The organism is Patescibacteria group bacterium (assembly GCA_038064855.1).
In the GTDB taxonomy this organism is placed as follows: domain Bacteria; phylum Patescibacteriota; class Minisyncoccia; order Ryanbacterales; family GWA2-47-10b; genus SICQ01.
The window spans coordinates 96,199-120,670 of sequence record JBBTSE010000007.1; the positions used below are offsets into that span (position 1 = coordinate 96,199).

General features: G+C 48.1%; 24 protein-coding genes and 1 tRNA gene. 21 read left to right on the plus strand and 4 right to left on the minus strand.

Going from position 1 to position 24,472, the window contains the following annotated elements:
* Positions 1 to 4: 4 nt before the first annotated feature.
* The 18 genes from AAB417_02615 to rplU all read left to right on the plus strand — a co-directional run bounded on the left by AAB417_02615 (position 5) and on the right by rplU (position 16,750).
* On the plus strand, positions 5 to 1,231 hold the full coding sequence (locus tag AAB417_02615; GenBank protein MEK7630895.1) for an aminoacyl--tRNA ligase-related protein: 1,227 nt from the start codon (positions 5 to 7) through the stop codon (positions 1,229 to 1,231).
* Complete coding sequence (locus AAB417_02620; GenBank protein MEK7630896.1) at positions 1,225 to 2,277, plus strand: rod shape-determining protein; 1,053 nt, start codon at positions 1,225 to 1,227, stop codon at positions 2,275 to 2,277. Before AAB417_02615 ends, AAB417_02620 begins: the two co-directional genes overlap by 7 nt.
* Positions 2,258 to 2,887 (plus strand): rod shape-determining protein MreC, encoded by a 630-nt coding sequence (locus tag AAB417_02625; protein ID MEK7630897.1) that lies wholly within the window; start codon positions 2,258 to 2,260, stop codon positions 2,885 to 2,887. Before AAB417_02620 ends, AAB417_02625 begins: the two co-directional genes overlap by 20 nt.
* Entirely contained in the window at positions 2,884 to 3,327 is a 444-nt protein-coding gene (locus tag AAB417_02630; GenBank protein ID MEK7630898.1) for a hypothetical protein, read from the plus strand. The genes AAB417_02625 and AAB417_02630 overlap by 4 nt, the downstream gene beginning before the upstream one ends.
* Positions 3,293 to 5,008 carry a penicillin-binding transpeptidase domain-containing protein gene (locus tag AAB417_02635; GenBank protein ID MEK7630899.1) on the plus strand — a complete coding sequence of 572 codons (1,716 nt, stop codon included), beginning with the start codon at positions 3,293 to 3,295 and terminating at the stop codon, positions 5,006 to 5,008. Before AAB417_02630 ends, AAB417_02635 begins: the two co-directional genes overlap by 35 nt.
* Before the next feature lie 59 nt (positions 5,009 to 5,067).
* A complete protein-coding gene (greA, locus tag AAB417_02640; GenBank protein MEK7630900.1) occupies positions 5,068 to 5,538 on the plus strand; it encodes a transcription elongation factor GreA in 471 nt (156 codons plus the stop codon).
* Positions 5,539 to 5,625: 87 nt separating this feature from the next.
* A complete protein-coding gene (lysS, locus tag AAB417_02645; protein MEK7630901.1) occupies positions 5,626 to 7,086 on the plus strand; it encodes a lysine--tRNA ligase in 1,461 nt (486 codons plus the stop codon).
* A 186-nt stretch (positions 7,087 to 7,272) separates the two neighbouring features.
* The gene (gene mraZ / locus AAB417_02650; protein MEK7630902.1) at positions 7,273 to 7,707 is read left to right on the plus strand and encodes a division/cell wall cluster transcriptional repressor MraZ; all 435 of its coding nucleotides are present in this window, start codon (positions 7,273 to 7,275) and stop codon (positions 7,705 to 7,707) included.
* On the plus strand, positions 7,708 to 8,568 hold the full coding sequence (rsmH, locus tag AAB417_02655; GenBank protein MEK7630903.1) for a 16S rRNA (cytosine(1402)-N(4))-methyltransferase RsmH: 861 nt from the start codon (positions 7,708 to 7,710) through the stop codon (positions 8,566 to 8,568).
* A complete protein-coding gene (locus AAB417_02660) occupies positions 8,565 to 8,837 on the plus strand; it encodes a hypothetical protein (GenBank protein MEK7630904.1) in 273 nt (90 codons plus the stop codon). Before rsmH ends, AAB417_02660 begins: the two co-directional genes overlap by 4 nt.
* 2 nt (positions 8,838 to 8,839) lie before the next feature.
* A complete protein-coding gene (locus AAB417_02665) occupies positions 8,840 to 10,567 on the plus strand; it encodes a penicillin-binding protein 2 (protein ID MEK7630905.1) in 1,728 nt (575 codons plus the stop codon).
* Complete coding sequence (murF, locus tag AAB417_02670) at positions 10,564 to 11,835, plus strand: UDP-N-acetylmuramoyl-tripeptide--D-alanyl-D-alanine ligase (protein ID MEK7630906.1); 1,272 nt, start codon at positions 10,564 to 10,566, stop codon at positions 11,833 to 11,835. The genes AAB417_02665 and murF overlap by 4 nt, the downstream gene beginning before the upstream one ends.
* A 30-nt stretch (positions 11,836 to 11,865) precedes the next feature.
* Entirely contained in the window at positions 11,866 to 12,234 is a 369-nt protein-coding gene (locus tag AAB417_02675) for a hypothetical protein (protein ID MEK7630907.1), read from the plus strand.
* A gap of 99 nt (positions 12,235 to 12,333) precedes the next feature.
* Positions 12,334 to 12,405, plus strand: a tRNA-Glu gene (locus tag AAB417_02680).
* Positions 12,406 to 12,412: 7 nt separating this feature from the next.
* Positions 12,413 to 12,703 carry a hypothetical protein gene (locus AAB417_02685; protein ID MEK7630908.1) on the plus strand — a complete coding sequence of 97 codons (291 nt, stop codon included), beginning with the start codon at positions 12,413 to 12,415 and terminating at the stop codon, positions 12,701 to 12,703.
* A 77-nt stretch (positions 12,704 to 12,780) separates the two neighbouring features.
* Entirely contained in the window at positions 12,781 to 15,375 is a 2,595-nt protein-coding gene (locus AAB417_02690) for a cation-transporting P-type ATPase (protein ID MEK7630909.1), read from the plus strand.
* A gap of 1 nt (position 15,376) precedes the next feature.
* Positions 15,377 to 16,426, plus strand: coding sequence for a DNA recombination protein RmuC (locus AAB417_02695; GenBank protein MEK7630910.1), 1,050 nt, complete (start codon positions 15,377 to 15,379; stop codon positions 16,424 to 16,426).
* A gap of 12 nt (positions 16,427 to 16,438) precedes the next feature.
* Positions 16,439 to 16,750, plus strand: a complete 312-nt coding sequence (rplU, locus tag AAB417_02700; GenBank protein ID MEK7630911.1) for a 50S ribosomal protein L21 — start codon at positions 16,439 to 16,441, stop codon at positions 16,748 to 16,750.
* A gap of 22 nt (positions 16,751 to 16,772) precedes the next feature.
* Here the strand turns inward: rplU and AAB417_02705 are convergent, their stop codons facing one another.
* The 4 genes from AAB417_02705 to AAB417_02720 form a co-directional block, all read right to left on the minus strand.
* On the minus strand, positions 16,773 to 17,390 hold the full coding sequence (locus tag AAB417_02705) for a toprim domain-containing protein (GenBank protein MEK7630912.1): 618 nt from the start codon (positions 17,388 to 17,390) through the stop codon (positions 16,773 to 16,775).
* Positions 17,391 to 18,728 carry a replicative DNA helicase gene (gene dnaB, locus AAB417_02710; GenBank protein ID MEK7630913.1) on the minus strand — a complete coding sequence of 446 codons (1,338 nt, stop codon included), beginning with the start codon at positions 18,726 to 18,728 and terminating at the stop codon, positions 17,391 to 17,393.
* 68 nt (positions 18,729 to 18,796) lie between these two features.
* Positions 18,797 to 20,179 carry a cysteine--tRNA ligase gene (cysS, locus tag AAB417_02715; protein ID MEK7630914.1) on the minus strand — a complete coding sequence of 461 codons (1,383 nt, stop codon included), beginning with the start codon at positions 20,177 to 20,179 and terminating at the stop codon, positions 18,797 to 18,799.
* Positions 20,152 to 21,063, minus strand: coding sequence for a magnesium transporter CorA family protein (locus tag AAB417_02720; protein MEK7630915.1), 912 nt, complete (start codon positions 21,061 to 21,063; stop codon positions 20,152 to 20,154). The genes cysS and AAB417_02720 overlap by 28 nt, the downstream gene beginning before the upstream one ends.
* A gap of 65 nt (positions 21,064 to 21,128) precedes the next feature.
* Between AAB417_02720 and AAB417_02725 the strand changes: the two genes are divergently transcribed.
* From AAB417_02725 to AAB417_02735, 3 genes are read left to right on the plus strand one after another with little or no spacing between them, the layout of a single operon-like run.
* Complete coding sequence (locus AAB417_02725) at positions 21,129 to 22,349, plus strand: S41 family peptidase (GenBank protein MEK7630916.1); 1,221 nt, start codon at positions 21,129 to 21,131, stop codon at positions 22,347 to 22,349.
* A 9-nt stretch (positions 22,350 to 22,358) separates the two neighbouring features.
* The gene (gene rplI / locus AAB417_02730) at positions 22,359 to 22,808 is read left to right on the plus strand and encodes a 50S ribosomal protein L9 (GenBank protein MEK7630917.1); all 450 of its coding nucleotides are present in this window, start codon (positions 22,359 to 22,361) and stop codon (positions 22,806 to 22,808) included.
* A 2-nt stretch (positions 22,809 to 22,810) separates the two neighbouring features.
* Positions 22,811 to 24,439: a CTP synthase gene (locus AAB417_02735; protein MEK7630918.1), complete on the plus strand. Its 1,629-nt coding sequence runs from the start codon at positions 22,811 to 22,813 to the stop codon at positions 24,437 to 24,439.
* Positions 24,440 to 24,472 lie beyond the last annotated feature (33 nt).

Here is a 24,472-nt window from a genome sequence, read left to right on the forward strand (position 1 = left end):
CCCCATGCTGCAGTCACATTTGTTTGCAAAAACGCTTCGAGAAGCACCAAAAGATGATGTAAGTGTCAATGCCGAACTTTTGATTCGAGGTGGATTTGTCGATAAATTGGTTGCCGGTGTTTGGACTTTTTTGCCGCTGGGTTGGCGCGTTCTTGAAAATATCAATACCATCATTCGCGAAGAGATGAACGCTATTGGTGGGGTAGAGCTTCATATGCCGACCTTGCAACCGCGTGATTTGTGGGAAACCACTGATCGTTGGAAGGTTGAAGAAATGTACAAACTACAAGACCGAAGCGGACGCAACATGGGTCTCGGTTGGACGCACGAGGAAGCGGTGACAAAAATCGCACTTTCACATATCAGTTCGTATCGTGATCTTCCGCAGTATGTCTATCAGATACAGACAAAGTTTCGTGATGAGCCACGCGCCAAATCAGGCGTCATCCGTGGACGCGAATTTTTGATGAAAGATTTATATAGTTTTAGTAAGACGCGTGAAGAGCTCGATGCGTTTTATGAGATTACAAAAGGCGCGTATTATAAAATATTTGAACGCGTGGGGCTTACTGCCTACTGTGTAGAGGCGTCAGGTGGTGCGTTTACCAAAGAATATTCCCATGAGTTTCAGGTGGTATCCGAGGCAGGTGAGGATGAAATTATTTATTGCAAAGAATGCGCCTTTGCCCGCAACAAAGAGGTGATTGGTGATGTGACCGCATGTCCAAATTGTAAAAAACCGCTTTCGTCAAATAAAAGCATCGAGGTAGGCAATATCTTTAAGCTCGGTACCAAGTTTTCCGAGGCATTTGGCCTTTCGTTTACCGACGAAAAAGGTGAGAAAAAGCCCGTGGTGATGGGGTCGTATGGCATTGGCCCTGGCCGGCTTGTAGGTACCATCGTAGAGGTTTCTCACGATGATCGCGGTATTATTTGGCCTGAATCGGTAGCGCCATTTCGCGTGCATGTACTTGCCCTGTCACCATCAGTAAGGGAAGAGGCGCAAAAAGCGATCTTTGATCTTGAACAAAAAAGCGTTGAGGTTCTCTTTGACGATCGCGAAGGCAAGACGCCGGGCGAGCGATTTTCCGATGCGGATCTCATCGGTATTCCGTGGCGCGTGGTGATTTCTGAGAAAACGGTTAAGGAGGGCAAGATCGAGGTAAAAAAACGAACAGAGTCCGATGCAACATTAATGGATACCGCATCGTTTATAAAGTTAGTATGCTAGAAAAATTTCTCCCGATGACGCGCAGTGATATCGGTATCGATCTCGGCACTGCAAATACACTCGTGTATGTGAGTGGGCGCGGTATTGTTATTGATGAGCCATCCGTTATTGCTATCAACCAAAAGACGGGTCATGTCGTAGCGGTAGGCGCGGAGGCAAAGCGTATGGTGGGGCGTACACCGAGTCATATCGTAGCAGTCAGACCGCTCGTCAACGGTGTTATTTCTGATTTTGAAATAACCGAAGAAATGCTTCGTTATTTCATCAAACGGGCTCTGGGCGGTCGTTCATCAATGTTTACCCGTCCGCGTGTTGTGATAGGTATCCCTTCAGGCATTACGGAGGTTGAGCGCAGAGCTGTACGCGACGCCGCGCTCTCTGCAGGTACCAAAGAGGCCTATCTCGTAGAAGAACCCATGGCCGCGGCTATCGGCGTGCGTCTCGAGGTGCAAGATCCGATGGGCAGTATGATCGTCGATATTGGTGGAGGTACGACTGATATTGCGGTCGTTTCTCTCGGCGGTATTGTGGCTGCAAAAAATCTTCACGTGGCCGGTGACCGACTTAATAACGATATTATTCAATATGCTCGCGATGAGTTTAAACTGCTTTTGGGTGAACGCACGGCAGAAGATTTAAAAATTGCTATCGGTTCGGTATTACCTCAGCCAACAGCGCTCGAGGCGACGATGCGTGGCCGCGACTTGGTCACAGGTCTCCCTCGTGAAGTTCTTGTCACTGATGTTGATATTCGTGAGGCGATGCGCGGCTCTATCGCAACGCTGATAAAAGCAGTACGAGAAACAATCGAAGTGACTCCGCCCGAGCTTGTCGCTGACATCATCCATCGGGGCGTTGTACTCGTTGGCGGGGGTTCGCTCTTGCGCGGACTCGCTACGCTTATTGAGCGCGAGACGCGTATTCCTGTGCGTGTCGCTGAGGATCCATTGACTGCTGTTGTGCGCGGTACCGGTATTATTCTTGAAGATCTTGATATGTTACGACCCGTGCTGGTTGAGACAGACTATGAAACGGCAATCAGTTAGCGTACGCATTGTCATCATCGCGGTTGTTCTTTTTTTGGCGACAATCGCTCTTTTTACAAAAATTCTCGTTCCCGCACAACGCATCGTGCTTGATGGATTGGGTAGTGTTGTTCTCGGCGTGCACCTGTTTTCAGACGCCGTCTCGGGAGATAGTCCCATTCCGCAAGACGCCGTGCGTATCATTGCGCGTCGTGCCGATGAATTCCAAAATACTTTTATTATCAGTATGAGTGCTACCGAAGGCGCAAAAATTGTTTCTGGCGATACACTAGTAGGCGTCGTGGTTGCGAAGGGTAGCATGGTATCAAAAGGTGAGGCGATCACCGCACCTGGCTTTATCGTTCATGGTATCGTGAGCCGCTCAGGCGTGCCCGCCGAATTGCACGGCAAGGGGGCGATGTTGCTCGAGACGCGTCTCCCGCGCGGCACTGATGTACGCGTAGGTGATAGGGTTATCGAGGATCAGGGTGTTCCGCTCGGAATCGGCACCGTTGTCAATATTATTGATAGCGCGTCGGATCCTTTTATAACGGTTGTTGTACAAAGCCCAGTCAATCTCTACACTCTTTCTTTTGTTCAGATACAAGAAGAAATTGTAAATGCTCTATGAATACCCTTGTCGACATGATACTGGTAGCTCCCTTTGTCGCATTGTTGGCGCCCGGCATGCGTTGGATTTTTTGGGCAAGCGTATGTTCGGCGCTCCTTGTAGCTGAGTTTTTCTCCCCTTTTTCTTTTGGTTTATTATCACTCGCGCTTTGTGCGGGGTGGTTGTTTACGCGCACACTCATCACTTTTTTTAATACATCGTCGATCATGAGTATTATGGTCGCATTCGTAGTAGGTATCACTATTGAAGTTTCGTTGGTACTTTCTCTTTTTGTTTTTGAGCAAGGCACCATGAGTGAGGCATCCGTGTTTCGCGGTGGTATTTTTGCCTTGCGACAATTTCTCGCAGGCCTTTTTGTGTTCGCGCTTATTATGGGAATGCGTGCGGCGTATGCTGTAGGTATCTATGCGGTGGCTGAAGAAAAAAATCCATTCGCATGATGGCCTTACTCCCGATGAGGTTTTTCTTGACGCCCATGAGATTCCAGGATTCTCACGAGAACGCCTTGAAGGACTCATCGAGAAGCCGATAGGCAAAGGAGCGTTTTTATCATTTAGTGTCCTTCTTACGCTCTTTGGTCTGCTTCTTGTTGGCCGCGCCTTTTGGTTGCAAGTTGTACGCGGCGATGAGCTCACGATGCGCTCAGAGCACAATTATATCGAGACGACTTATGTCGATCCGCCGCGAGGTGTTATCTATGACCGCACGGGAGCCGTTATCGCTACCAATGAAGCATACACTGATGAAAAAGGCGAGATTCGGTATCGGAGATCAATGCGCCACCCGTATGCATTTAGTCACCTTGTAGGATATGTAGGCACACCCTCAAAAGCTGAAAAAGATGCAGGTCGTGATGCGGTCGGCGTTTTAGCTATTGGTAAAACGGGGCTTGAGAGTAGATATGATATACCATTGCGTGGTATCGCGGGGAGACGCGACCAAGAACTTGATGCGGCAGGATCCACCGTCTCTCGAGGTCTTATTGTGAGACCAGAAGAAGGTGAAAATATGAAGACCACCATCAATGCGCCTTTGCAAGAAGCGATGTGGGAAATACTTGACCGTATTATGCGCGAGCGAGGTTTTCGTGGCGGCGGCGGGATTATCTTTTCTGTAAAAGATGGATCGGTGGCATCTTTGGTGAGCGTACCGAGCTATGATGCAAATGCATTCGCGCGTGGGCTCACACAAGAAGAAGCAACAGAACTTTTCTCAAGTACGCGCGCTCCGCTTTTTAATCGTGTACTTTCTGGTACCTACGCCCCCGGTTCTATTATCAAGCCGTTTGTAGCGATGGCCGCGCTGGAAGAAGGCGTCATTGATGAACATAAAAGTTTGTATAGCTCTGGCGCACTCGAGCTGCCAAATCCATTTAACCCGAGCCAGCCGAGTAGATTCCTCGACTGGAAGGCACACGGCTATGTTGATTTGCGCCGTGCGCTTGCCGTTTCGTCCGATGTCTATTTTTATACCGTTGGCGGTGGCTTCGGTGATGTCAAAGGGCTGGGGATTGCGCGTATTAAATTATGGCTTGAGAAGTTTGGATTTGGTAAAACGACTGGCATCGATCTCGATGGTGAAAAAATAGGTTTTTTACCCGACCCTGAATCAAAGAAAACACTTCACCCAGAAAATCCTATCTGGCGTATTGGTGATACCTATCATGCAAGTATCGGACAAGGCGATGTGTTAGTCACACCGCTTGAAGCTGCGCGCGCCCTTTCCGCTATTGCCACCGGCGGTACTCTTGCAGAGCTTCATATCGCCGAGAATGCCGCCAAGTCGCCAGAACAATTTGAGAAGCTTGCGTTTAGTGAGAAGAACTTGAAGGCTGTTCGTGAAGGGATGCGCTCGGCGGTCGCTGATGGGGGCACCGCCGCTGCGGTGTCATGGGTCCAGACACCCATTGCTGGTAAGACAGGTACCGCGGAGGTAGGGAGCAAGAAAGACCGTGTACACTCATGGTTTATGGGCTTTGCGCCCGCGGATGACCCACAGATTGGCATTGTGCTCTTTTTAGAGTCAGGACCACGCGCAAACCTTGTGGGAGCCCCATTTGCTACATCCGAGGTATTTCGCTGGATTATGGACCACGGAGGGGTCGAGGGCATTTTGCGTTGACAGAGTGCCCCCGGTCTTTTACAATAAAAACCTTATAGCTAGCATAAAAACTATATACTATGACACTTTCAGACGACCGCGAATATCTTTCAGCCGAAGGACTCAAAGACATCGAAGGACGACTCAAGAATCTCAAGACGACTCGTCGTGTTCAGATTGCAGAGCGTCTCGAGTTTGCGAAGAGTCTCGGTGATCTTTCAGAGAACGCTGAATATTCAGAGGCGAAAGAAGAACAAATGGTAAACGAAGCCGAGGTGGCAAAGCTCGAAGATATTTTGTCGCGCGCTTCTGTTATCTCAAATACCGATTCTTCTGAGGTTCGCCTCGGCTCAAATGTTAAATGTCGCAAGATTGGCAACGGCGATGAACAATTTATGATTGTAGGACGCGAAGAAGCTGATCCGTTCAAGGGCAAGGTTTCAAATGAATCACCACTCGGCAAGGCATTTTTGGGCAAGCGCAAAAACGAAAAAGTGCTCGTCTCAACCCCTCGAGGCCAGATCGAATATTCTATTATCGAAATTGCTTAGTAGCCGATGCGTATTGTCGCGTGCTCAGTTGTTAGTAGAACAGCTGAGCATTTTCGGTTATACTGAGAATTATAAGACTTACTGTTTATGTCTGCCGAAGATATACGATCTGAGCGCCTCAAAAAGCTCGCAATATTAAAAGAACGGGGTATTGACCCATATCCTGCCGAATCTTTTCGCACGCATGAAAATGCTTTGTTTTTGAAGTCTTATGAGTCTCTCGCAAGTTCTCAAGAAAAAGTAACACTTGCGGGTAGAATCATGTCGCAGAGAGATCAGGGAGGCATTATCTTTGTCGATCTTTTTGATGGGACTGAGCGCGTTCAGGCGCTGATTAAAAAAGATGATATCGGCGAAGAGTCATTCGATCTTTTTTTGGAGACGGTGAGCGTGAGCGATTTTATAGAGGTTTTGGGTGTCGCATTTACGACAAAGCGGGGGATGAACTCACTTTTGGCCAGTAGTTGGCGTATGCTGGCAAAAAGTCTCAATCAAGTTCCTGATGAATGGTTCGGCCTCAAAGACGAGGATGAACGATATCGCAAGCGATATCTTGATATGTTGCTCGATCCAGAGGTCGCGAATCTCGCAAAAAAACGCTCAATATTTTGGAACACTATTCGTTTGTTTATGTTAAAGCGCGGTTTTATAGAAGTAGAGACGCCAATCTTGGAGACAAAAACTGGTGGAGCAGAGGCTCGGCCATTTGTGACCCGTCACAATGCACTTGATATGGATGTATATTTGAGAATTTCGCACGAACTTTGGCATAAAAAACTCATCGTAGGCGGTCTCCCAAAAGTTTTTGAGATAGGAAGGGTATTTAGAAATGAAGGTATGTCGTTTGAGCATGCTCAAGACTATACGCATTTTGAGTTTTATGAAGCATATCAAGACGCTCGCCAAGGCATCCCTATGCTTATTGATTTGTATCGTACCGTTGCTCAAGAGACTTTTGGAACGCTTAAGTTTCAAATCGGCAAGCATGAAGTTGATCTCGGCGTAGAGTGGGAACAGATCGACTACAACAAGTGTATACAGGACAAGTACGGATTTGATCCACGCGATGTTGATCAATCAGCGGGCGCAGGACGCAAGCTTCTTAAAAAACATATTCCTGATTATGAAGGCGATATCACGGAGACGGGTCGTGCAGTTGATTTCTTATGGAAACAGGTGCGACGGACTATTAGCGGTCCTGCGATTTTGACCGGTATACCTGTATATCTTGAACCCCTCGCTAAGAAAAACAAAGACGATCAGCGTGTGGTAGATCGTTTTCAGATTATTTTGGCAGGTAGCGAGATAGGTAAGGCTTTCAACGAGCTCAACGATCCTATTGACCAGCGTGAGCGTTTTGAAAAACAACAGGCACTCAGAGACGCAGGAGATGAAGAAGCTCAGATGATCGATCTTGAATACATCGAAGCCATGGAATACGGTATGCCACCTATTTTCGGGTTCGGGTTTTCTGAGCGACTATTTAGCTTCTTGGTGGGTAAGAGTATACGCGAATCACAGCTCTTTCCGTTAATGAAGCCAAAATAAAACTCTCTTTTCACGGTTGATAAGCTGTGCATAAAACACCCCCGAGAGGGTGTTTTGCTTTTATCCACAAGGATTTTTGTTTCTTTTCACAAAGGTGTTGTGAGTGGATAGGTTAGTGGTGTATATTGAGTACATAGTGGTAGAAAAGTGGGAAGAAGTGGGTAATTTGACGGATATTCTATACCAATGTTTTTAGGCGAATATGTACACACGATAGATCAAAAAAGGCGTCTTTCGATACCCACGCGTTTGCGCAAAGAACTTGGTAAGGAAGCAGTCGTGACAAAGGGGCCCGATCATTGTCTCTTTCTCTTCCCAATCAAAACATGGGAGGCGATGGCCGAGAAACTTTCACACTTGCCATTAGGCCAAGCAGACACACGAAACTTTGTCCGCTTTATGCTCTCGGGTGCCGCCGAATCAGAACTCGATAATCTCGGACGCATTTTGATCCCCGACACGCTCAAAGAATACGCGGAGCTCGGATCAAAAGCAGTCGTAGTAGGAGTATTTGATCGAATCGAAGTATGGTCGCCCGAACGCTGGGCAGATGTACGCAAACACACGCAAGACAACGCCGATAGATTAGCCGAACGATTGGGAGAACTAGGGATGTACTAAATGATTCACAAGCCCGTACTGGTAGCAGAAGTGATGGAATACTTGCAGCCACATAGAGGAGGAACTTATATCGACGCGACGCTAGGGGCTGGAGGGCATACGCGAGCGATACTCGAAAAGATCGGATATGAGGGTACGGTACTCGGCATCGAACAAGACCCCGAGCTTGCCGAAAAAATAAAAAAAGAACATATCAAAAATCTCATCATTGAAAATACTTCATATATTGCCATGGAAAAGCTTACGACACTTCACAAATTAGACCGCGTTGATGGCGTGCTTTTTGATTTTGGCATGAACTCATGGCATGTCGATGCGTCAGGGCGAGGCTTTTCATTTCAAAAAGACGAAGTGCTCGATATGCGTTTTGATCCTTCAAACACCACATCAGCAGCGCACATCATCAACCAATCGACAGCGCACGAGCTCGAAGATATTTTCCGTACTTACGGGGAAGAGCGCAGGGCTCGCCAGATCGCTGAGGCGATTGTCGAGGAGCGTAAGAATGGGCGCATTTTAACCACTGAACGGCTTTGCTCAATCATTGGTCGCATCGTACCCAAGAGCGCGAGGCATCCGGCAACGCGCGTGTTTCAGGCGCTTCGTATCGCGGTCAATCGTGAGCTTGATAATGTAGCAGAAGGTCTGTCAGCCGCGTTTCGATTGCTCGCGCCGGGTGGCAGGGTAGTGGCTATCGCGTTTCATTCACTTGAGGACAGGATCGTCAAACAAGCGATGCGTAATACTGAAGGTGGGCAGGTGCTTACCAAAAAAGCTGTGCGTGCGACGCGCGCCGAATATCTAGTAAACCCAAGATCACGGTCGGCAGTACTTCGCGCATGGGAGAAAAAAAGTATATGAAACGCGCGATATATTTTTTGTTAGCCGTCGGTGTTGTCTCAGGTATCACTTCAATTATCTTTGCTAACGCAACATATACGGAAAGTCATGATATGCGCAAAGCGCGCGCCGAACTTTCTGAACTCGATGACCAGTATACAGAACTTAAATCATCCTATTTGCGTCTCGCGCTCGAAGAGTTGGAGCCTCAGGCCCGCGCCCAAGGTTTTATAGCGCTCGAAAGCCCTCGTTATATTCGTCACAATACCGCAGTCGGTTTTGCCCGCTAACCATGAACGCGTTTTTGAAACGCGTGACCTCTCTCACGATTTTTGTGGGAGGGCTATTGTTTGTTGTCTTGTCACGCGTTGCTTGGTTGCAAGTGGTCCGTGGCGCAGAGTATCGTGAGCAGGCATCGCGCCAACAATCAGTATCAGAAATTTTTAAGGCGAACCGCGGTGAAATCTTGGCGCATGAAAAAAACGCACTCGTGCCGGTGGCAACTACGAAAGAGGGCTGGCTTATGCATATCAATCCAAAGCTTATACAGAATCCAGTAGAACTCTATGAGAAACTCTCGCATATCGCGAGTACTACCATGCCTAAAGATGAGTTTGTTGAGCGCGCAAGTAAATCAAACGATCCATATGAGATCATCGAACATCGGATATCGCCTTCGGTAAAGCGAGCTATTGAGGCTGCCGAGCTACCAGGTGTCGAATTTTCGCCTGAGCGTTGGCGGTTTTACCCTGCGGCTGATTTTGCCTCGCAGGTCATAGGTTTTGTGGGTGCTGATGATACGGGGCAGTATGGCCTTGAGCGCTTTTACAATGAAGATTTGTTAGGGCGCGATGGTGTTTTTGTAGGCGAAAAGACATCAGGAAAAAAACTTCTCTGGTTTGGTAACGCGAGCTTGACGCCCGTCAAACACGGTGCCTCTATCATTTCCACGCTCGATACCGGCGTACAGACCAATCTTGAGGGTGTATTGAAAAAAATACGAGAAGAATACCATGCCACATCAGCTGGAGGCATCATCATCAATCCAAAAACAGGCCAGATACTAGCGATGGCATCAGTACCATCGTTTGACCCAAATAGATATTCGGATGTAGAAGACATCGCTATTTTTAAAAACCCTCTCGTCGAAGATCTTTTTGAAATGGGTTCGGTAGTAAAGCCTCTTACTATTGCCGCCGCCATTGATGCAGGGGTCGTCACAACACAGACCACTTACAATGATACGGGTACGCGCACGATTGATACGGCGACTATCGCAAACTTCGATGGTAAGGCGCGCGGTGTCGTACCGATACAAGAAATTTTATCGCAGTCACTCAATATCGGTGCCGTGTTTGTTATGGAGCAACTCGGAAAAGATCGTTTTCGTGAATATATGCATGGTTTCGGGTTAGCAGAAAAAACAGGTATCGATGTGCCGGGCGAGGCGAGTGGTAAGTTGGCAAATCTCGAGAGCTCACGACTGATTGAATTTGCAACCGCATCATTTGGCCAAGGTATTTCGATGACTGGCGTAGAATTTGTACGGGCTCTCTCGAGTATTGCCAATGGAGGGTTTTTAGTTGATCCTTACCTTATAGAGGAAGTTCGTGACGAGGACGATACAATAGTCGAGAAAAAGCGTGGCGCACCACGCCGTGTCCTGAAAGAAGAAACATCAAAAACAGTAACTCGTATGTTGGTAGAAGTAGTCGATAAAAAACTCGCGAACGGCAAAGGTAGAATCCCCGGGTATTCGGTGGCTGCAAAAACGGGTACTGCGCAGATCGCATCAAAAAACTCGCGTGGATATTCCGGTGAATTCATGCATACTTTTTTTGGATACGGTCCTGCCTACGATCCGCAATTTTTAGTATTTTTATATATCGAACGCCCTCAGGGTATTCGGTACGCGTCAGAGTCACTCACACAACCATTTCGCGTTGTCATGAAGCATCTATTTTCATATTTTGAGATTATTCCTGATAGGCCGCACGAGCTTGAAGCAAAAACACCATGATACAAGTATTGCGTCTCGTCATTTTTTGGATATTGCGCGTTCAAGCTACGCTTGTTATTCGTCGCTTCAGGCCGATTGTTATTGGTGTCACGGGTAGTGTTGGCAAAACATCCGCTAAAGAAGCTATCGCGGCTGTCTTAGCAGAGCATTTCAGAACACGCAAAAGCCCCAAGAGTTACAACAGTGAGCTAGGGCTACCATTGACCATCTTGGGTTTAGAGAGCGCGTGGAACTCTCCGTTGGGTTGGTTAAAAAATATTGTGAAAGGTGCGTTGCGCTTCATCTCGCGTAACGAATATCCGGAGCTTTTAGTGCTCGAGATGGGGGTTGATCGGCCGGGTGATTTTGACAAGATATTGCCATGGCTCAAACCTGATATAGGCGTGGTGACGATGATTGGCGACATGCCAGTACATGTCGAATTTTTTGATGGACCTGACGCAGTTGCCGCAGAAAAAGCAAAGCTTTTAGGCGCGCTCGGAGAGCAGGGGACCGCTATCATCAATGCTGATGATCCACGCGTATTCGCTATGCGCAAGGCAACCAAGGGGAAGGTTATCACCTATGGATTTTCGCGCCATGCAGAAGTACGCGCGTCCGGCGTGCGCATGAGTCTCAAAAAAGGACGGCCCGATGGTATGACATTTAAGATTGATTATCAGGGCAAGACGATGCCTATGAGGGTACCGGGAGTAGTCGGTGAGCAAAGTATTTATGCGTTTTTAGCGGCGGCCGCTGTCGGTCTCGCGCAAGGTCTTAATCTTATCGAGATTTCTGAAGCGCTTCTCAAATACGAGCATCCACCCGGCCGCCTGCGTCTACTTGACGGTCGAAAAGATTCATTGATTTTAGACGATACCTATAACTCTTCACCACTTGCTGCACTCGCCGCGCTTGAGGCGCTCTCAAAAATGCCAGCCCTGCGCCGCATCGCCACACTCGGCGACATGCTTGAACTTGGTAAATACACACCGGAGGCACATCGTATGATCGGTAAACGCGCAGCCGAGGTTGCTGATGTAGTTATCGGTGTTGGTGTACGCTCAAAATTTATGGACACGGGAGACGCGGCCGAATTTCATTGGTTTGCAAAATCGGGAGAAGCGGCTGATTTCCTGGGGCATTTTGTCAAAGAAGGGGACGCAATTTTAGTAAAAGGATCGCAGGGTGTTCGCATGGAGCGTGTCACTAAAGCACTCTTGCTTCATTCAGAAGATTCCCATCGGGTACTCGTACGCCAAGAAGACTATTGGCAAAAGCGCCCATAGGCTGGATTTTTAGTATTTTTTTCGAATTTTATGATTACGTATCATTACAGTTTGTGGGAAGATATCAAGATGGCGATACAGACGTTTGGGCGTTTTTTTTGGCTTAAAAAACATCGACTGATTTTTTTTATGCCCACTCTGAAACGGTTTCGCGAAATTCGGAGTTTTCAAAAAAATATTTTTATTGATATCAGCGACGATATCCAGTGTTACTGGGTATCTTCCGGGACTTGGGGATCTTATAAGGCGCCAAATAAAATTTATATTTGTCCGTGGGAGATTGAGCAGGCTGGGGGCATAAACAGTGTTATTAATCATGAGATTAAACATCTGCAGCTCTTTGACAAGACAAAACATATGAGCTATGAGGAGCGAGAAAAAATCATCGATGAGAGCTGAAGACTCGCATCGCATGTTGGTGCGCCAAGAAGAGCATTGGCAAAAGCGTCCCTAAGGCTGGATTTTTGGTATTTTTGTGGTATAGTGGCAGGCAATTACGGCCCTATCGTCTAACGGCTAGGACAAGCGGTTCTCATCCGCTAAATCGGAGTTCGATTCTCCGTGGGGCTGCTGACAAATGTACATTAAAATTTCAGTTCCACAAAACCACAATCGTATGGAGGTCGTGATGGTTGTTGATCGTGCGTCGTTTTTAGAGATAACCCAGCATCTCGAAGTTGCTTCAGTAGAGCTCTTGGACCTGACTAGAGCCTTTGCCAATTGGGTAGAGCAGGGCGCGTCAAGTACCGAGGTTCACGAATTCCTTGCAGCCACCAAGCACCTGATCGGCGCCAATGAGGCACTCGGTGCGATCCAAGAAACGCTCCGTGCGCTTCTCGAGGCGAACAGGGCCGAGGGGGTATTTTAGCCGGATAGGCCGCAATCCCACAGGGTATGCGGCTTTTTTCTTTTAGTGAATACTTATTTTTTGGTACAATAAACCCAATGAATGATCAGTGGCATGTTTTGAGCGCTGATGCGGCGTTGGCTCGTTTTTCGGTAGTACGCGCGCGTGGTTTGTCTGATGATCGTGCCGAAGAAATCCGCAAAGAATATGGAACAAACGAGATCACGCGCAAGCGTCCTTGGCGGCTGTTAAATTTGATACTGGGGCAACTCGCGAGCCCGCTCGTTGCTATTTTGCTCATCGCCGCGGGCATTACTTTTTTTATGTTAGACGACGCGCCCGAGGCGTTGATCATTGTCATCGCGGTGGTGATCAATACAGCCATCGGCGTCATTCAAGAAGGTCGGGCATCGCGTGCATTTGAAGCGTTACGCAAAACCATTGAGCGCAAAGCGCATGTATTGCGCTCAGGTGTGTTGCGCGAGATGGAGGCGCGCGCTTTGGTACCGGGTGATATCATTGAGATTGACGCGGGCATGAGTATCGAGGCGGATGGCCGTCTCATTGAGGTTCAGCGTCTCAAGGTTAATGAGTCGGCTCTCACCGGTGAGTGGATAGGTCAAGAAAAAAGCATCCATGAACTGCCCGCGCATACGCCGGTTGCTGATCGTGACAATATGATTTTTGCAGGAACCCTCTGCGAGGCGGGTCGCGCACGAGCGGTGGTGACAGCAACCGGTATGCATACCGAGCTTGGTAAGATCGCGCAACTTGTCTCCGATACGCGCGAACCACTCACGCCATTTCAAGAAAACATCAGAGATCTTGCGCGCGTGATTGGCGCTGGCGCGTTTGCGTTTTCGTGCGTTATTTTCGCGCTTGGTGTTACGCGCGGAGAGAGTGTCGAGACAATGTTCTTGACCGCGGTAGCACTCGCCGTATCTGCGGTACCCGAGGGGCTTCCGATTGCGGTCACCGTCATCTTGGCATTGGGTGCGGAGCGTATTTTAAAAAAAGGAGGACTCCTCAAGCGCCTAAAAAGCGCGGAGACATTGGGGCTTACGACAGTTATTTTGACAGATAAAACAGGTACCCTTACTGAGGGTAAGATGGAAGTATCACAAATCATGCCACGCAAAGAAGGTCCGCGTGCCAAAGATGATTTACTATTGGCAGGCGTACTCACCTCAACTGCATTTATTGAAAATCCTGAAGCACAGCTCGCCGAGTGGCATATACGAGGTGAGGCGACTGATGCAGCGCTGCTCAAAGCGGGTATAAGCTCTGGTATCAATAAAGATGAGTTTGAGCGAACGCATATCAAAATCGAGACAATGCCGTTTGATACCGAGCTTCGTTTTTCAGCGGCAATATATCAAAAAGGCGGAGAATATTTTGTATTTGTCAGCGGCGCGCCCGAGGCAATTCTTGCGCGTTCACATCTACCTGCCGATGAGCGTAGAGAGCTTGAAGCTCTCTATAGCAAGGCAGCGGAGACTGGCGCGCGTCTTATCGCGTGCGCGCGCAAACATCTACACAGTCATACTCCTCCGACGGTTGAGCATTTTACTGGCATGGAGTTTTTGGGATTTTTAGGTCTTCATGATCCACTTCGCGCGGATGCCAAGGTCTCTTTGCATCTCGCCCAGGTCGCGGGAGTGCGTCCGGTAATCGTGACGGGTGACCATCAGCTGACGGCCCAGCGTGTAGCACGCGAGCTTGAGTTTGGCGGTAACCCTGAACATATATCAACAGGACAATTAATGGAGGATGGTAAGGTCGATATCACACATATCGATGTATTTGCGCGCGTCTTACCGCATCAAAAATCTTTGATAGTAGAAGCGTGGCAAAAGCGCGGCGCGGTAGTCGCTATGACGGGCGATGGCGTCAATGACGCGCCGGCATTGCGTAGGGCCGATATTGGCATTGCGCTCGGGTCTGGGACTGATGTCGCTAAAGAAGCGGCTGATTTGGTGTTGATCAATGATAGTTTTTCGACGATCGTCGGTGCTATCGAAGAAGGCCGTGCCGTTATCGATAATATCCGCAAAGTGATGACCTTTTTGCTCGCGACTGCGTTTACCGAGATTATTCTGGTTGGAGGCGCATTTGTATTGGGGCTACCCTTACCACTTTTGCCCGCGCAGATTTTATGGATGAATCTGGTAGGTGAAGGTTTTTTCAATTTTGCGTTTGCGTTTGAAAAACGCGAGAAAGATGTGCTTACGCGTCGGCCCCAAGAGCATGGTGCGTTTTTCACTTCTGAGATGAAAGCGATGGTGTTTATCGTAGGTATTTCAGCAGATCTTTTGCTGCTCTCGGTGTTTGTAAAATTACTCGGTGCGGGCATCCCGCTCGATACCGTACGCACGGTCATGTTTTACGGTCTTGCGATCAACGCGTTTTTCTTTGTATTTTCTATTCGTAGTCTTCGCAGACCTATCTGGAAGATCAATTTCTTTTCAAATCCTTATTTGTTACTTGCTTTTAGCGCAAGTATGCTCATGTTGCTCCCAACACTATTTGTAGAACCCTTACAAAAACTCTTGCATCTTCAACCACTTGAGCCAATGTATTTTGCAGCGCTTCTTTTGCTCGGGCTCGTTGATCTCTGTATTATTGAGGCGGTGAAATATATATTTATCATCCGACGCTTGCGCGGGGGTATAGAGGTTGTGCTACAGTCGTAACATGCAGATTGAACTTATCGGAATTTTTCTTGCGGGCGCGGTTCTTGCGTTTGCTGTAGCGTGGGTGATATTGCGAGGGCGCAAATCGGGGCCTGCCGGCGAGAGCATGCTGATGCTTCAGAGTCAGATTAGCGACATTGAGCGCAAGCTCGACGCGCGGCTTGGCGAGTCAACGCGGCTCATTCAGTCACAAGGGGAGTCATCATTTAAAATTATTCGCGATGTCACCGAAAAGCTTACCAAGCTTGATGAGACAAACCGTCAGGTGGTGAACTTTGCCGATCAGCTTCAGTCACTTCAAGATATTCTCAAAAACCCCAAACAGCGCGGCGTGCTGGGCGAATATTATCTGGAGACCGTACTTAAAAATATTTTGCCGCCGTCTGCCTATCAAATGCAGTATAAGCTCGGTAAGAGCGACGAAGGGCGTGATTTGATTGTTGACGCTGTTATCTTGGTAGGCGAAAAGGTAATACCTATCGATTCAAAGTTTTCGCTTGAAAATTATAACCGCGTAGTAGAAGCAAAAGGTACTGAAGAGCGCGAGCGCTTTGAGAAGGCTTTCAAGCAAGACTTAAAGATGCGTATCGATGAGACTTCCAAGTATGTCCGTCCACAAGACAGCACGATGGATTTTGCGCTTATGTTTATCCCATCAGAAGCAATCTATTATGATCTGACGATCAATCAGGTAGGTACTATCAAGGTAAACACGCAAGATCTGATCCAATACGCTCTGACAAAGCGCGTGCATATCGTCTCGCCAAACTCGTTTTATGCGTTTTTGCAGACTATCTTGCAAGGGCTCAATCAGATGAAAATCGAGAAATCTGTAGGCGAAGTCATCAAGCGCGTGGGTGATCTCGGCCGACATGTAGCCGCCTACGAGCAGTATTATATCAAGCTCGGCACTTCCCTTGACTCAACTATCAATCATTACAATACCGGTTATAAAGAGCTTAAAAAGATAGACAAAGATGTCACCCGCATAGCGGGCGAGGGCATCGGAATTGACCCTCAACTTCTTGACACAACAGACAGAAACGGGTAGTATAGAGCAATTATGATCGCAGTTATTGAAACAGGCGGCAAGCAATATCTTGTTGGTGCCGGCCAGAAATTCAAGATTGAAAAGCTCCCTGAGTCAGAAGGGGATACGATTGTGTTTGATAAAGTTTTGCTCGTGATCGATGGTGAGACAGTATCTATCGGCAAGCCGTATTTGAAAGGCGTGAGTGTCGAGGCGGATATCATGCGCCAAGGCCGCCTCCGCAAGATCAAGATTCTCCGTTACCACTCAAAGACTCGCCGCCGTAGACGCAAGGGTCATCGCCAACACTTCACCGAAGTAGCTATCAAGACCATTAAAAAATAGCCCTCTCGAGGGCTATTTTTTTTTACTTTCTATTTTTTAGCGCGTTTTTGAGAGTTTGTGGATCGGCAAATTCCATCTCGGTGCCGGTAGAGATTCCTCGTCCGAGGCGAGTGAGTGTGATTGATTTATTTTTTATATAGGGTTCGAGTACACGCTCAATGTAGAGGCCAGTTGCGTCGCCTTCAGTAGTTAGTGATGTCGCGAGTACTATTTCGAGTGGCGCTTCGCGTCCTTTGGCACGAACGCTCACGCGGTCATACAGTGCACGGATGCGTTCGGTTACTCGCGTTTTTTCATTGAGCAGTGATATGGTGCCGCCGAGCACATGGTAGCCGCCGTCCCACAATCCGCTTTTTGATACCGTTTCAAAGTCTTGATCTTTCTCGACTATCAGGAGTGCGTTAAACGCACCAAGTTTACAGGTCGAGCACTTTGTGCCATCAGCGGTCTCAACACTACGAAAACATTCCTCACATCTCGAGACCTGCAAGGCGAGCGCTTCGAGTGCGCGTGCGAAACCCTTGAGCGTTGAGCCATCTTCGTCGAGAAGTGTATAGGCAAAGCGAGACGCTTGGCGCGGCCCAATACCGGGAAGGCGCGTGAAGAAGTCTATCAGACGCTTGATGGGTTCGGGGTGCATCTAAGTGAATGATTCATCGAGCGATGAGAAGCTCGCTTTCTCTGGGTTGAAGTAAAGCTCTACTTTACCAGTGGGACCATTACGATGTTTCTCTACTAAAATTTCGGCGATATTGGGGCGTGCCGAATCTTTCTTGACTCGGTCTTCACGATAGATAAACATAACCACATCAGCGTCTTGCTCGATGGATCCTGATTCGCGAAGGTCTGAGAGCTTGGGTATTGGTGGGTGACGCTGTTCTACCGCGCGCGAGAGCTGCGAGAGAGCAAGTACTGGCACATTGAGTTCGCGCGCGAGTTGTTTGAGTGAGCGCGAAATTTCGGTGATTTGTTGCACCATATTGTCGGTATGTTGGCGTGGCTGCATGAGCTGAAGATAGTCAATGATGATAAGGCCCAAATTTGATTCAGATTGCAGGCGCCGCGCCATCGCACGCATCTGCAACACATTTGAGGTGGCGGCGTCATCGATATAGATGGGGGCTTCAGCAAGGCGCGCGAGCGCATCATTGATACGCACAAAATCATTTGAATGTTCAGAGAGTCGCCCCGTACGCAGTTTCCAAAGATCTACATGAGCTTCAGCCGCTATAAAGCGGTCGATGAGCTGTTGATTCGACATTTCCAAACTAAAAATACCAACGGGGATTTTGTGTTGTACTGCCGCATTGCGCGCGATATCGAGAGCAAGCGATGTCTTACCGAGCGAAGGCCGTGCCGCCAAAATGACAAGATCAGAGTTTTGAAGACCCGAGAGAAGGTTATCAAGTTTATCAAAGCCGGTTGGTACACCACGCACGGCACCATCTCCCTTGTGCAGATTATCGATGCGCTCCCACGCTTCTTGCAGTGCGTCGCGCACGGGGAAAAACTTTTGGCGCAGTGAGCGCTGAGAGATACCAAAGATATGGCTTTCTGCCTGGTCGAGTAGTATATCTACATCTTGGTCTTCTCGGTACCCCATCTCGCCAATGGCGTATGATGCCGAGATGAGATCGCGAAGTACTCGTTTACGGTTTACAATTGATGCATAGTGGCCAGCACTCGCAGGGCTTGCGACCGCATTGATGAGGCCTGCTAGATAACTTGGGTTGCCTGCACGCTCCAGTTGGCCCTTTTCTTCCAGGTAGGTTTGTACTGACAAAACATCGAGCGGTGCGTTGCGTTCAAATAGATCCAGCATCGCGCGGAAAATGATAGCGTGTTCCGTTACATAAAAATCATCAGCCGTTACCACATCAACCACGCGAATCATGGCGTTGCGATCAATCATAACCGAACCAAGTACTGCCATCTCGGCATCACGGTTATGAGGAGGTATTTTGAGCGGATCGGTCATATCAATAATTTACTCGTCTTTGCCGTTGCGAGCAATTGCCAAAAAGGCGATTTGTGTTGTCAGACGACTTATATCTTGTGGACTACGGGCCCACGCGGCGTATCTTCTACGCGCCAACCCTGGGCGGCTAGTTTTTCGCGCAGTTCATCAGATTTTTGCCAGTCTTTTGTTTGTCGATATATCTCTCGCTGGTCAGCGAGCGCCCGAATATGTGTGGGAACAGGAGAGGCAATCGCATCATAAGCAAGATTGAGTCCAAAAAGTTTATCAGCCCACAATACCGCGGGGCGAGACGCGCTCTCGTGGATACCCTGCCAAAGGCGCGCGAGCGCCCGAGGAGAGGCGAGATCATCAGCAAATGCGGCAAGAATATCTTTTTTCATAGCATCGTCAGAGCGAGCTTTTCTCTTTGGGAGGTTTCCCAAAGATGCTACGAGTTTAAGTCGTGCAGCACGAGCGCCCCCAAGCGCCTCCCAGCTAAACGAAACGGGTTTACGGTAATGGGTACCGAGGGTAAAGTATCGAAAATCGAGCGGATCAAATCCGTGTTCGCGAAGCGTGGCTATAGTGATATTGCTTTCGGGTGATGATTTGGCCATCTTCTGACCCTTGACGGTTAGAAACGCACTATGCATCCAAAAGCGCGAAAAGAGTTTGCCAGTAGCCGCCTCCGATTGCGCAATTTCATTGGGGTGATGAATCTCGCGATGATCTGCCCCTCCGCAGTGAATATCAATCGTTTTACCGAGATATTTCATGCTCATTGCCGAACACTCGATATGCCAGCCGGGGAATCCCACTCCCCATGGCGAGGGCCATTCCATTTGCCGTTTTTCGCCGCTTTCTGCAAATTTCCAAAGCGCAAAATCAGTAGCATTTTGTTTCTCACCTATGGCTACGCGTGATCCGGCTTGTATAGTATTTTGGTCGCGTCCTGCAAGTTCACCATAATTTGGTAGTTTTGAGGTGTCAAAATAAAGACCATCAGTAGTACGATAGGTAAATCCTTTTTTTTCAAGTGTCTTGATGAGCGCTATTTGCTCGACGATATGTTCGGTCGCGCGTACCAATTTGACCGGATGCAAGATATTGAGCGACGCGATATCTTCGAGAAATTCTTTCTCAAAATATTTTGCAATATCCCAAGCAGTCTTGCCCGTACGGCGAGCCTCGCGTTCTACTTTGTCTTCACCTTCGTCAGCATCAGATGCCAAGTGCCCTACATCGGTGATGTTCATGACATGTTTGACGCGCCAACCTGATGCGACAAGGGTACGGCGCAACATATCTTCAAAAAGAAAGGTACGATAATTGCCGATGTGTTGCGAGCGATATACCGTAGGCCCGCAGGTATACAGACGCACGGTAGCACCTACAGCTGGCGCAAAAGGCCGTTCGGCACGCGCGAGCGAATCATAGAGCGTTACAGCCAGTCTTTCTGTCTTAACCATTGCAAGATGATGATACCAACCACGCCATTTAGTGCAAGTAAAATCCAAAAGGCATTTGGATGATGAGCGAGTGGGATATTGGTAATATTCATACCAAAGAGATTAATGACCACTTGCAACGGAAGCAATATAAAAGATACTGCTGTCAGAAATCTCACCGCTTCGTTGACACTTACTGACAAGAGCGAGACATTGGTCTCGTAGATGACATTGAGTGTCGCGCGCAGATCTTCGACGATGTTCCAAAGTTGTGTATACTCGCCGAGGATATCATTGAAATAAGGGGACGCATCAGGTCCAAAAAATTTCTTGCCGTGTTCAGCGAGCGATTTGAGCACCGTCTCTTGTGGCTTGAGGGCTTTTTGAAAATTGAGAATATCACGACGCAATCCCGATATTTCTTGGAGCGCCGAGCGTTCGTTGCCACTAAATACTTTTTCTTGCACGGCGTCTATTCGTTTTTCAAGCACACGAAGCTCGTCGCGCGATGCGGCAAAAAGCTGTTTAATGATCTGGTAGAGGAGCTGACCTGATGATCTGCCAAATTTGCGTTCCCGGACCGCTTCGTGCCCTGCCAAAAATTGCTGGAAATCATCGAGATGGGGGATGTCCTCATAATGGACCGTGATGAGCGTATAGGGAAAGATGACAAAATCAATCTCACGACTCAAAGTAGCGGTTGTTTTCTTGTCGCACACAGGAAAATGCAACACCAAATAGAGATGATCGTCGTAGTCTTCAAGTTTTGGGCGATAGGTCGCCGTCAAAAGCTCTTGGGCAACGAGTGGATGAATACTATACCGGTGAACTAAATCACCGATTTTTTCTTCCGTCGGTTGCTCAAGATCTATCCAAGAGACATGTCGTGATGACACTTTGTCCATGGCTCCAGTATACCCGATATTTTCCCTTGCCCGCAATACAAAAGTATGGGAAACTAGTGAGGATTATGGGTAATGAGCGGCGTTTTTTTGTTTTTGTTACAGCGTTGGTGATTGTCACTAGTTCTTTCGGCATTGGCGCATGGTTCGGATTCAATGAGCGCGCTTCGATCGAGCGAGTGTTGGGCGTCGTAAACCAATTGCCATCGGGCGATCTTACTGAAAAACTAAAAGAGGTTGATTTTGAACCATTTTGGAAGGCATGGGAGGCAGTCGAGCGCAAACATATCACTGATAATCCTATCGATCGGCAGGCGATGGTGTGGGGTGCTATTCAAGGTATGGTGGGGAGCTTAGGCGATCCGTATACCGTCTTTTTTCCACCCAAAGATCATGAAGATTTTCAGAGTGAAATCAAGGGCGAGTTCTCGGGTATCGGCGCGGAGATTGGTATCCGCAAAGAAATTTTGACTGTTATCGCGCCAATCAAAGGTTCTCCGTCAGAACGCGCGGGACTCAAAGCGGGTGATAAGGTGCTCAAGATTGATGATGCCTACACTGAAAATCTTACGCTCGATCAAGCAATTCATAAGATCAGGGGTGAGCGAGGCACGAAAGTCGTGCTTACGATAGCGCGTACCGGTGAAGATAAACCGCGCGAAATTTCTATCATGCGTGATGTTATCCGCATGCCCATTATCGTTACAGAAAAGAAAGGCGATGTCTTTGTGGTTACACTCTTTAGTTTCTCGCAGAATTCGAGCGAAGAATTTCAAAAAGCCGTCCGCGAGTTTTTGCGATCAGGTGCTAGCAAGTTTGTGCTCGATCTTCGTAATAACCCCGGTGGGTATCTCCATAGTTCAGTCGATATCGCAAGCTGGTGGTTGCCCGAGGGCGAGGTGGTTGCGCGTGAAGAATTTCGTAATCGTGAAGCAACTATTTACCGTAGCGCAGGTTTTGGAGCGCTCGAAAAAATACCTACGGTTTTGCTGGTCAACCAAGGTTCCGCGTCAGCGTCAGAGATTCTGGCAGGAGCACTCCAAGAGCACAAAAAAGCGACCATTATTGGTGAACGAACATTTGGCAAGGGCTCAGTACAAGAGCTTGAAGACATTACCGACAAGACTTCGCTCAAAATCACCATCGCACGATGGACGACACCATCAGGTAAGTCGATTTCCAAAGAAGGACTCGCGCCTGATATCGAGGTTAAGTTCGATCCCCAAGGCGATCCTGCAAAAGACATACAGCTCGAACGCGCCCTTGAGCACTTGCGCACCACGCGCTAGGATACTTCTATGAAAGTCATTCTCCTCAAAGATGTTCCTCAGCTCGGCCAACAGGGGAGGATTCTCACGGTAAAAGATGGCTACGGGCGCAATTTTTTGATACCCCAAGGCCTCGCTCGCGAGGCAGATAAAAAAGCAGTAAAAATGGTGGAAGACACCAAAGTAGCTCAAGCGCGCCGGCTTGCCGAAAAGGCTGAAGCTCTCGAAGCAGAGAAGAAAGCTTTGAGTCAGGTGGCATTAGTATTTCATAAGCCAGCAAATGAGCACGGCCATTTGTTTGCCGCAGTCACTGCCGATGATGTCATCGCTGAACTCCGCCGTCGCCGGTTTCATACCATTGAAAAAGATCAGCTTTGGGGCTTGCCGATCAAGCTCGTGGGCAAACACGATGTAGAGATCAAGATGAAAAAAGAGCGCATGTATATTTCGGTGCGCGTCGAGGCGGAAAAGAAAAAATAAATATGCGTAAATATATCTTTGTAACTGGCGGGGTTATGTCGGGTATTGGCAAGGGCGTCGCTACCGCATCGCTTGCCAAGATTTTACAGTCCTATGGCTTTCGGGTGTCGGCGATGAAGATCGATCCGTACATCAATATCGATGCCGGTACGATGAATCCGACCGAACACGGTGAGGTATTTGTGACGGATGATGGTCTTGAATGCGATCAAGACATTGGCAACTATGAGCGTTTTTTGGGTATTTCACTCCATCGCGTCAATTATATGACGACAGGCATGGTGTATCTTTCGATGATTCAGAAAGAACGCAACCTCGAATACGGTGGTAAATGTGTACAGGTGGTACCTCATGTGCCCGAAGAAGTTATCATGCGCGTTGAGAAAGCTGCCGAGAGTACCAAATCAGATATTATGCTTATCGAGATTGGCGGTACGGTAGGGGATTATGAAAATCTTTTGTTCTTGGAGGCGGCGCGCATCATGAAGTTGCGCAAACCTGGTAATGTGCTTTTTGTACTTGTTAGCTATTTGCCGGTACCAGGTGTCATTGGTGAGATGAAGACTCGCCCAACCCAACACGCCTCGCGCGCGCTCAATGTCGCTGGTATTCAGGCAGATATTATTCTTGCGCGTTCGGCCGTACCCATCGATAAACCTCGTAAAGAAAAGCTTTCGTTTGCGCTCAACTTGCGTGACGAAGATATTATATCGGCACCGGATGTAAAATCTATCTACGAAGTTCCACTCAATTTTGAAAAAGATCAGCTTGGTACTATTGTGCTCAAGAAGCTCGGTCTCAAAAAGAAAAAAACGGATCTGCGTGAATGGAAAAAACTTGTATCTACTATCCGCAATACTAAAAAACCTCGTGTGCGTGTCGGTATCGTAGGTAAATATTTTACCACCGGTGCGTTTGTACTTTCTGATTCATATCTCTCGGTCATTGAAGCACTCAAACATGCCGCATGGTCTTGCAAGCATGAGGCAGAAATTTTATGGCTTGATGCTGAAGAATACGAAAAACATCCCGAAAAACTCAGCGAGCTCAAAGTGCTTGATGGCGTGGTAGTACCGGGCGGGTTTGGTTCACGAGGTATCGAGGGCAAGATCAAAGTGATCGAGTTTTGTCGTAAAGAGAAGATACCGTTTTTTGGTCTTTGCTACGGTCTTCAGCTTGCGGTCGTAGAATACGCGCGCAATGTAGCCAAGCTTGAAGGTGCGCACACCGAAGAGATCACCAGAAAAAGCGAATATCCGGTGATTCATATCTTGCCCGAACAGCAAGCACTTTTGGATAAGAAAGATTACGGCGGCTCAATGCGTCTAGGCCTTTACGATTGTAAGATTACTAAGAACACGATTGCCGCGCGTGCGTACGGCAAAGACAAGATCAAAGAACGCCATCGCCACCGCTACGAGGTAAATGCGCAGTTTTTGCCGAAGCTGATAAAGAGGGGACTAGTAGTTTCTGGTATCAACCCTCAGCGCAATTTAGTAGAAATAATCGAACTTGTAGGTCATCCATTTTTTGTAGGTACGCAATTTCATCCTGAACTTATATCACGCCCACTCACACCACATCCGCTCTTTTGCGAATTCATCCGCGCAGCCATCAAGAGGCATAAATAGGTGTATATTGACAAATATATAAAAATCTGATAT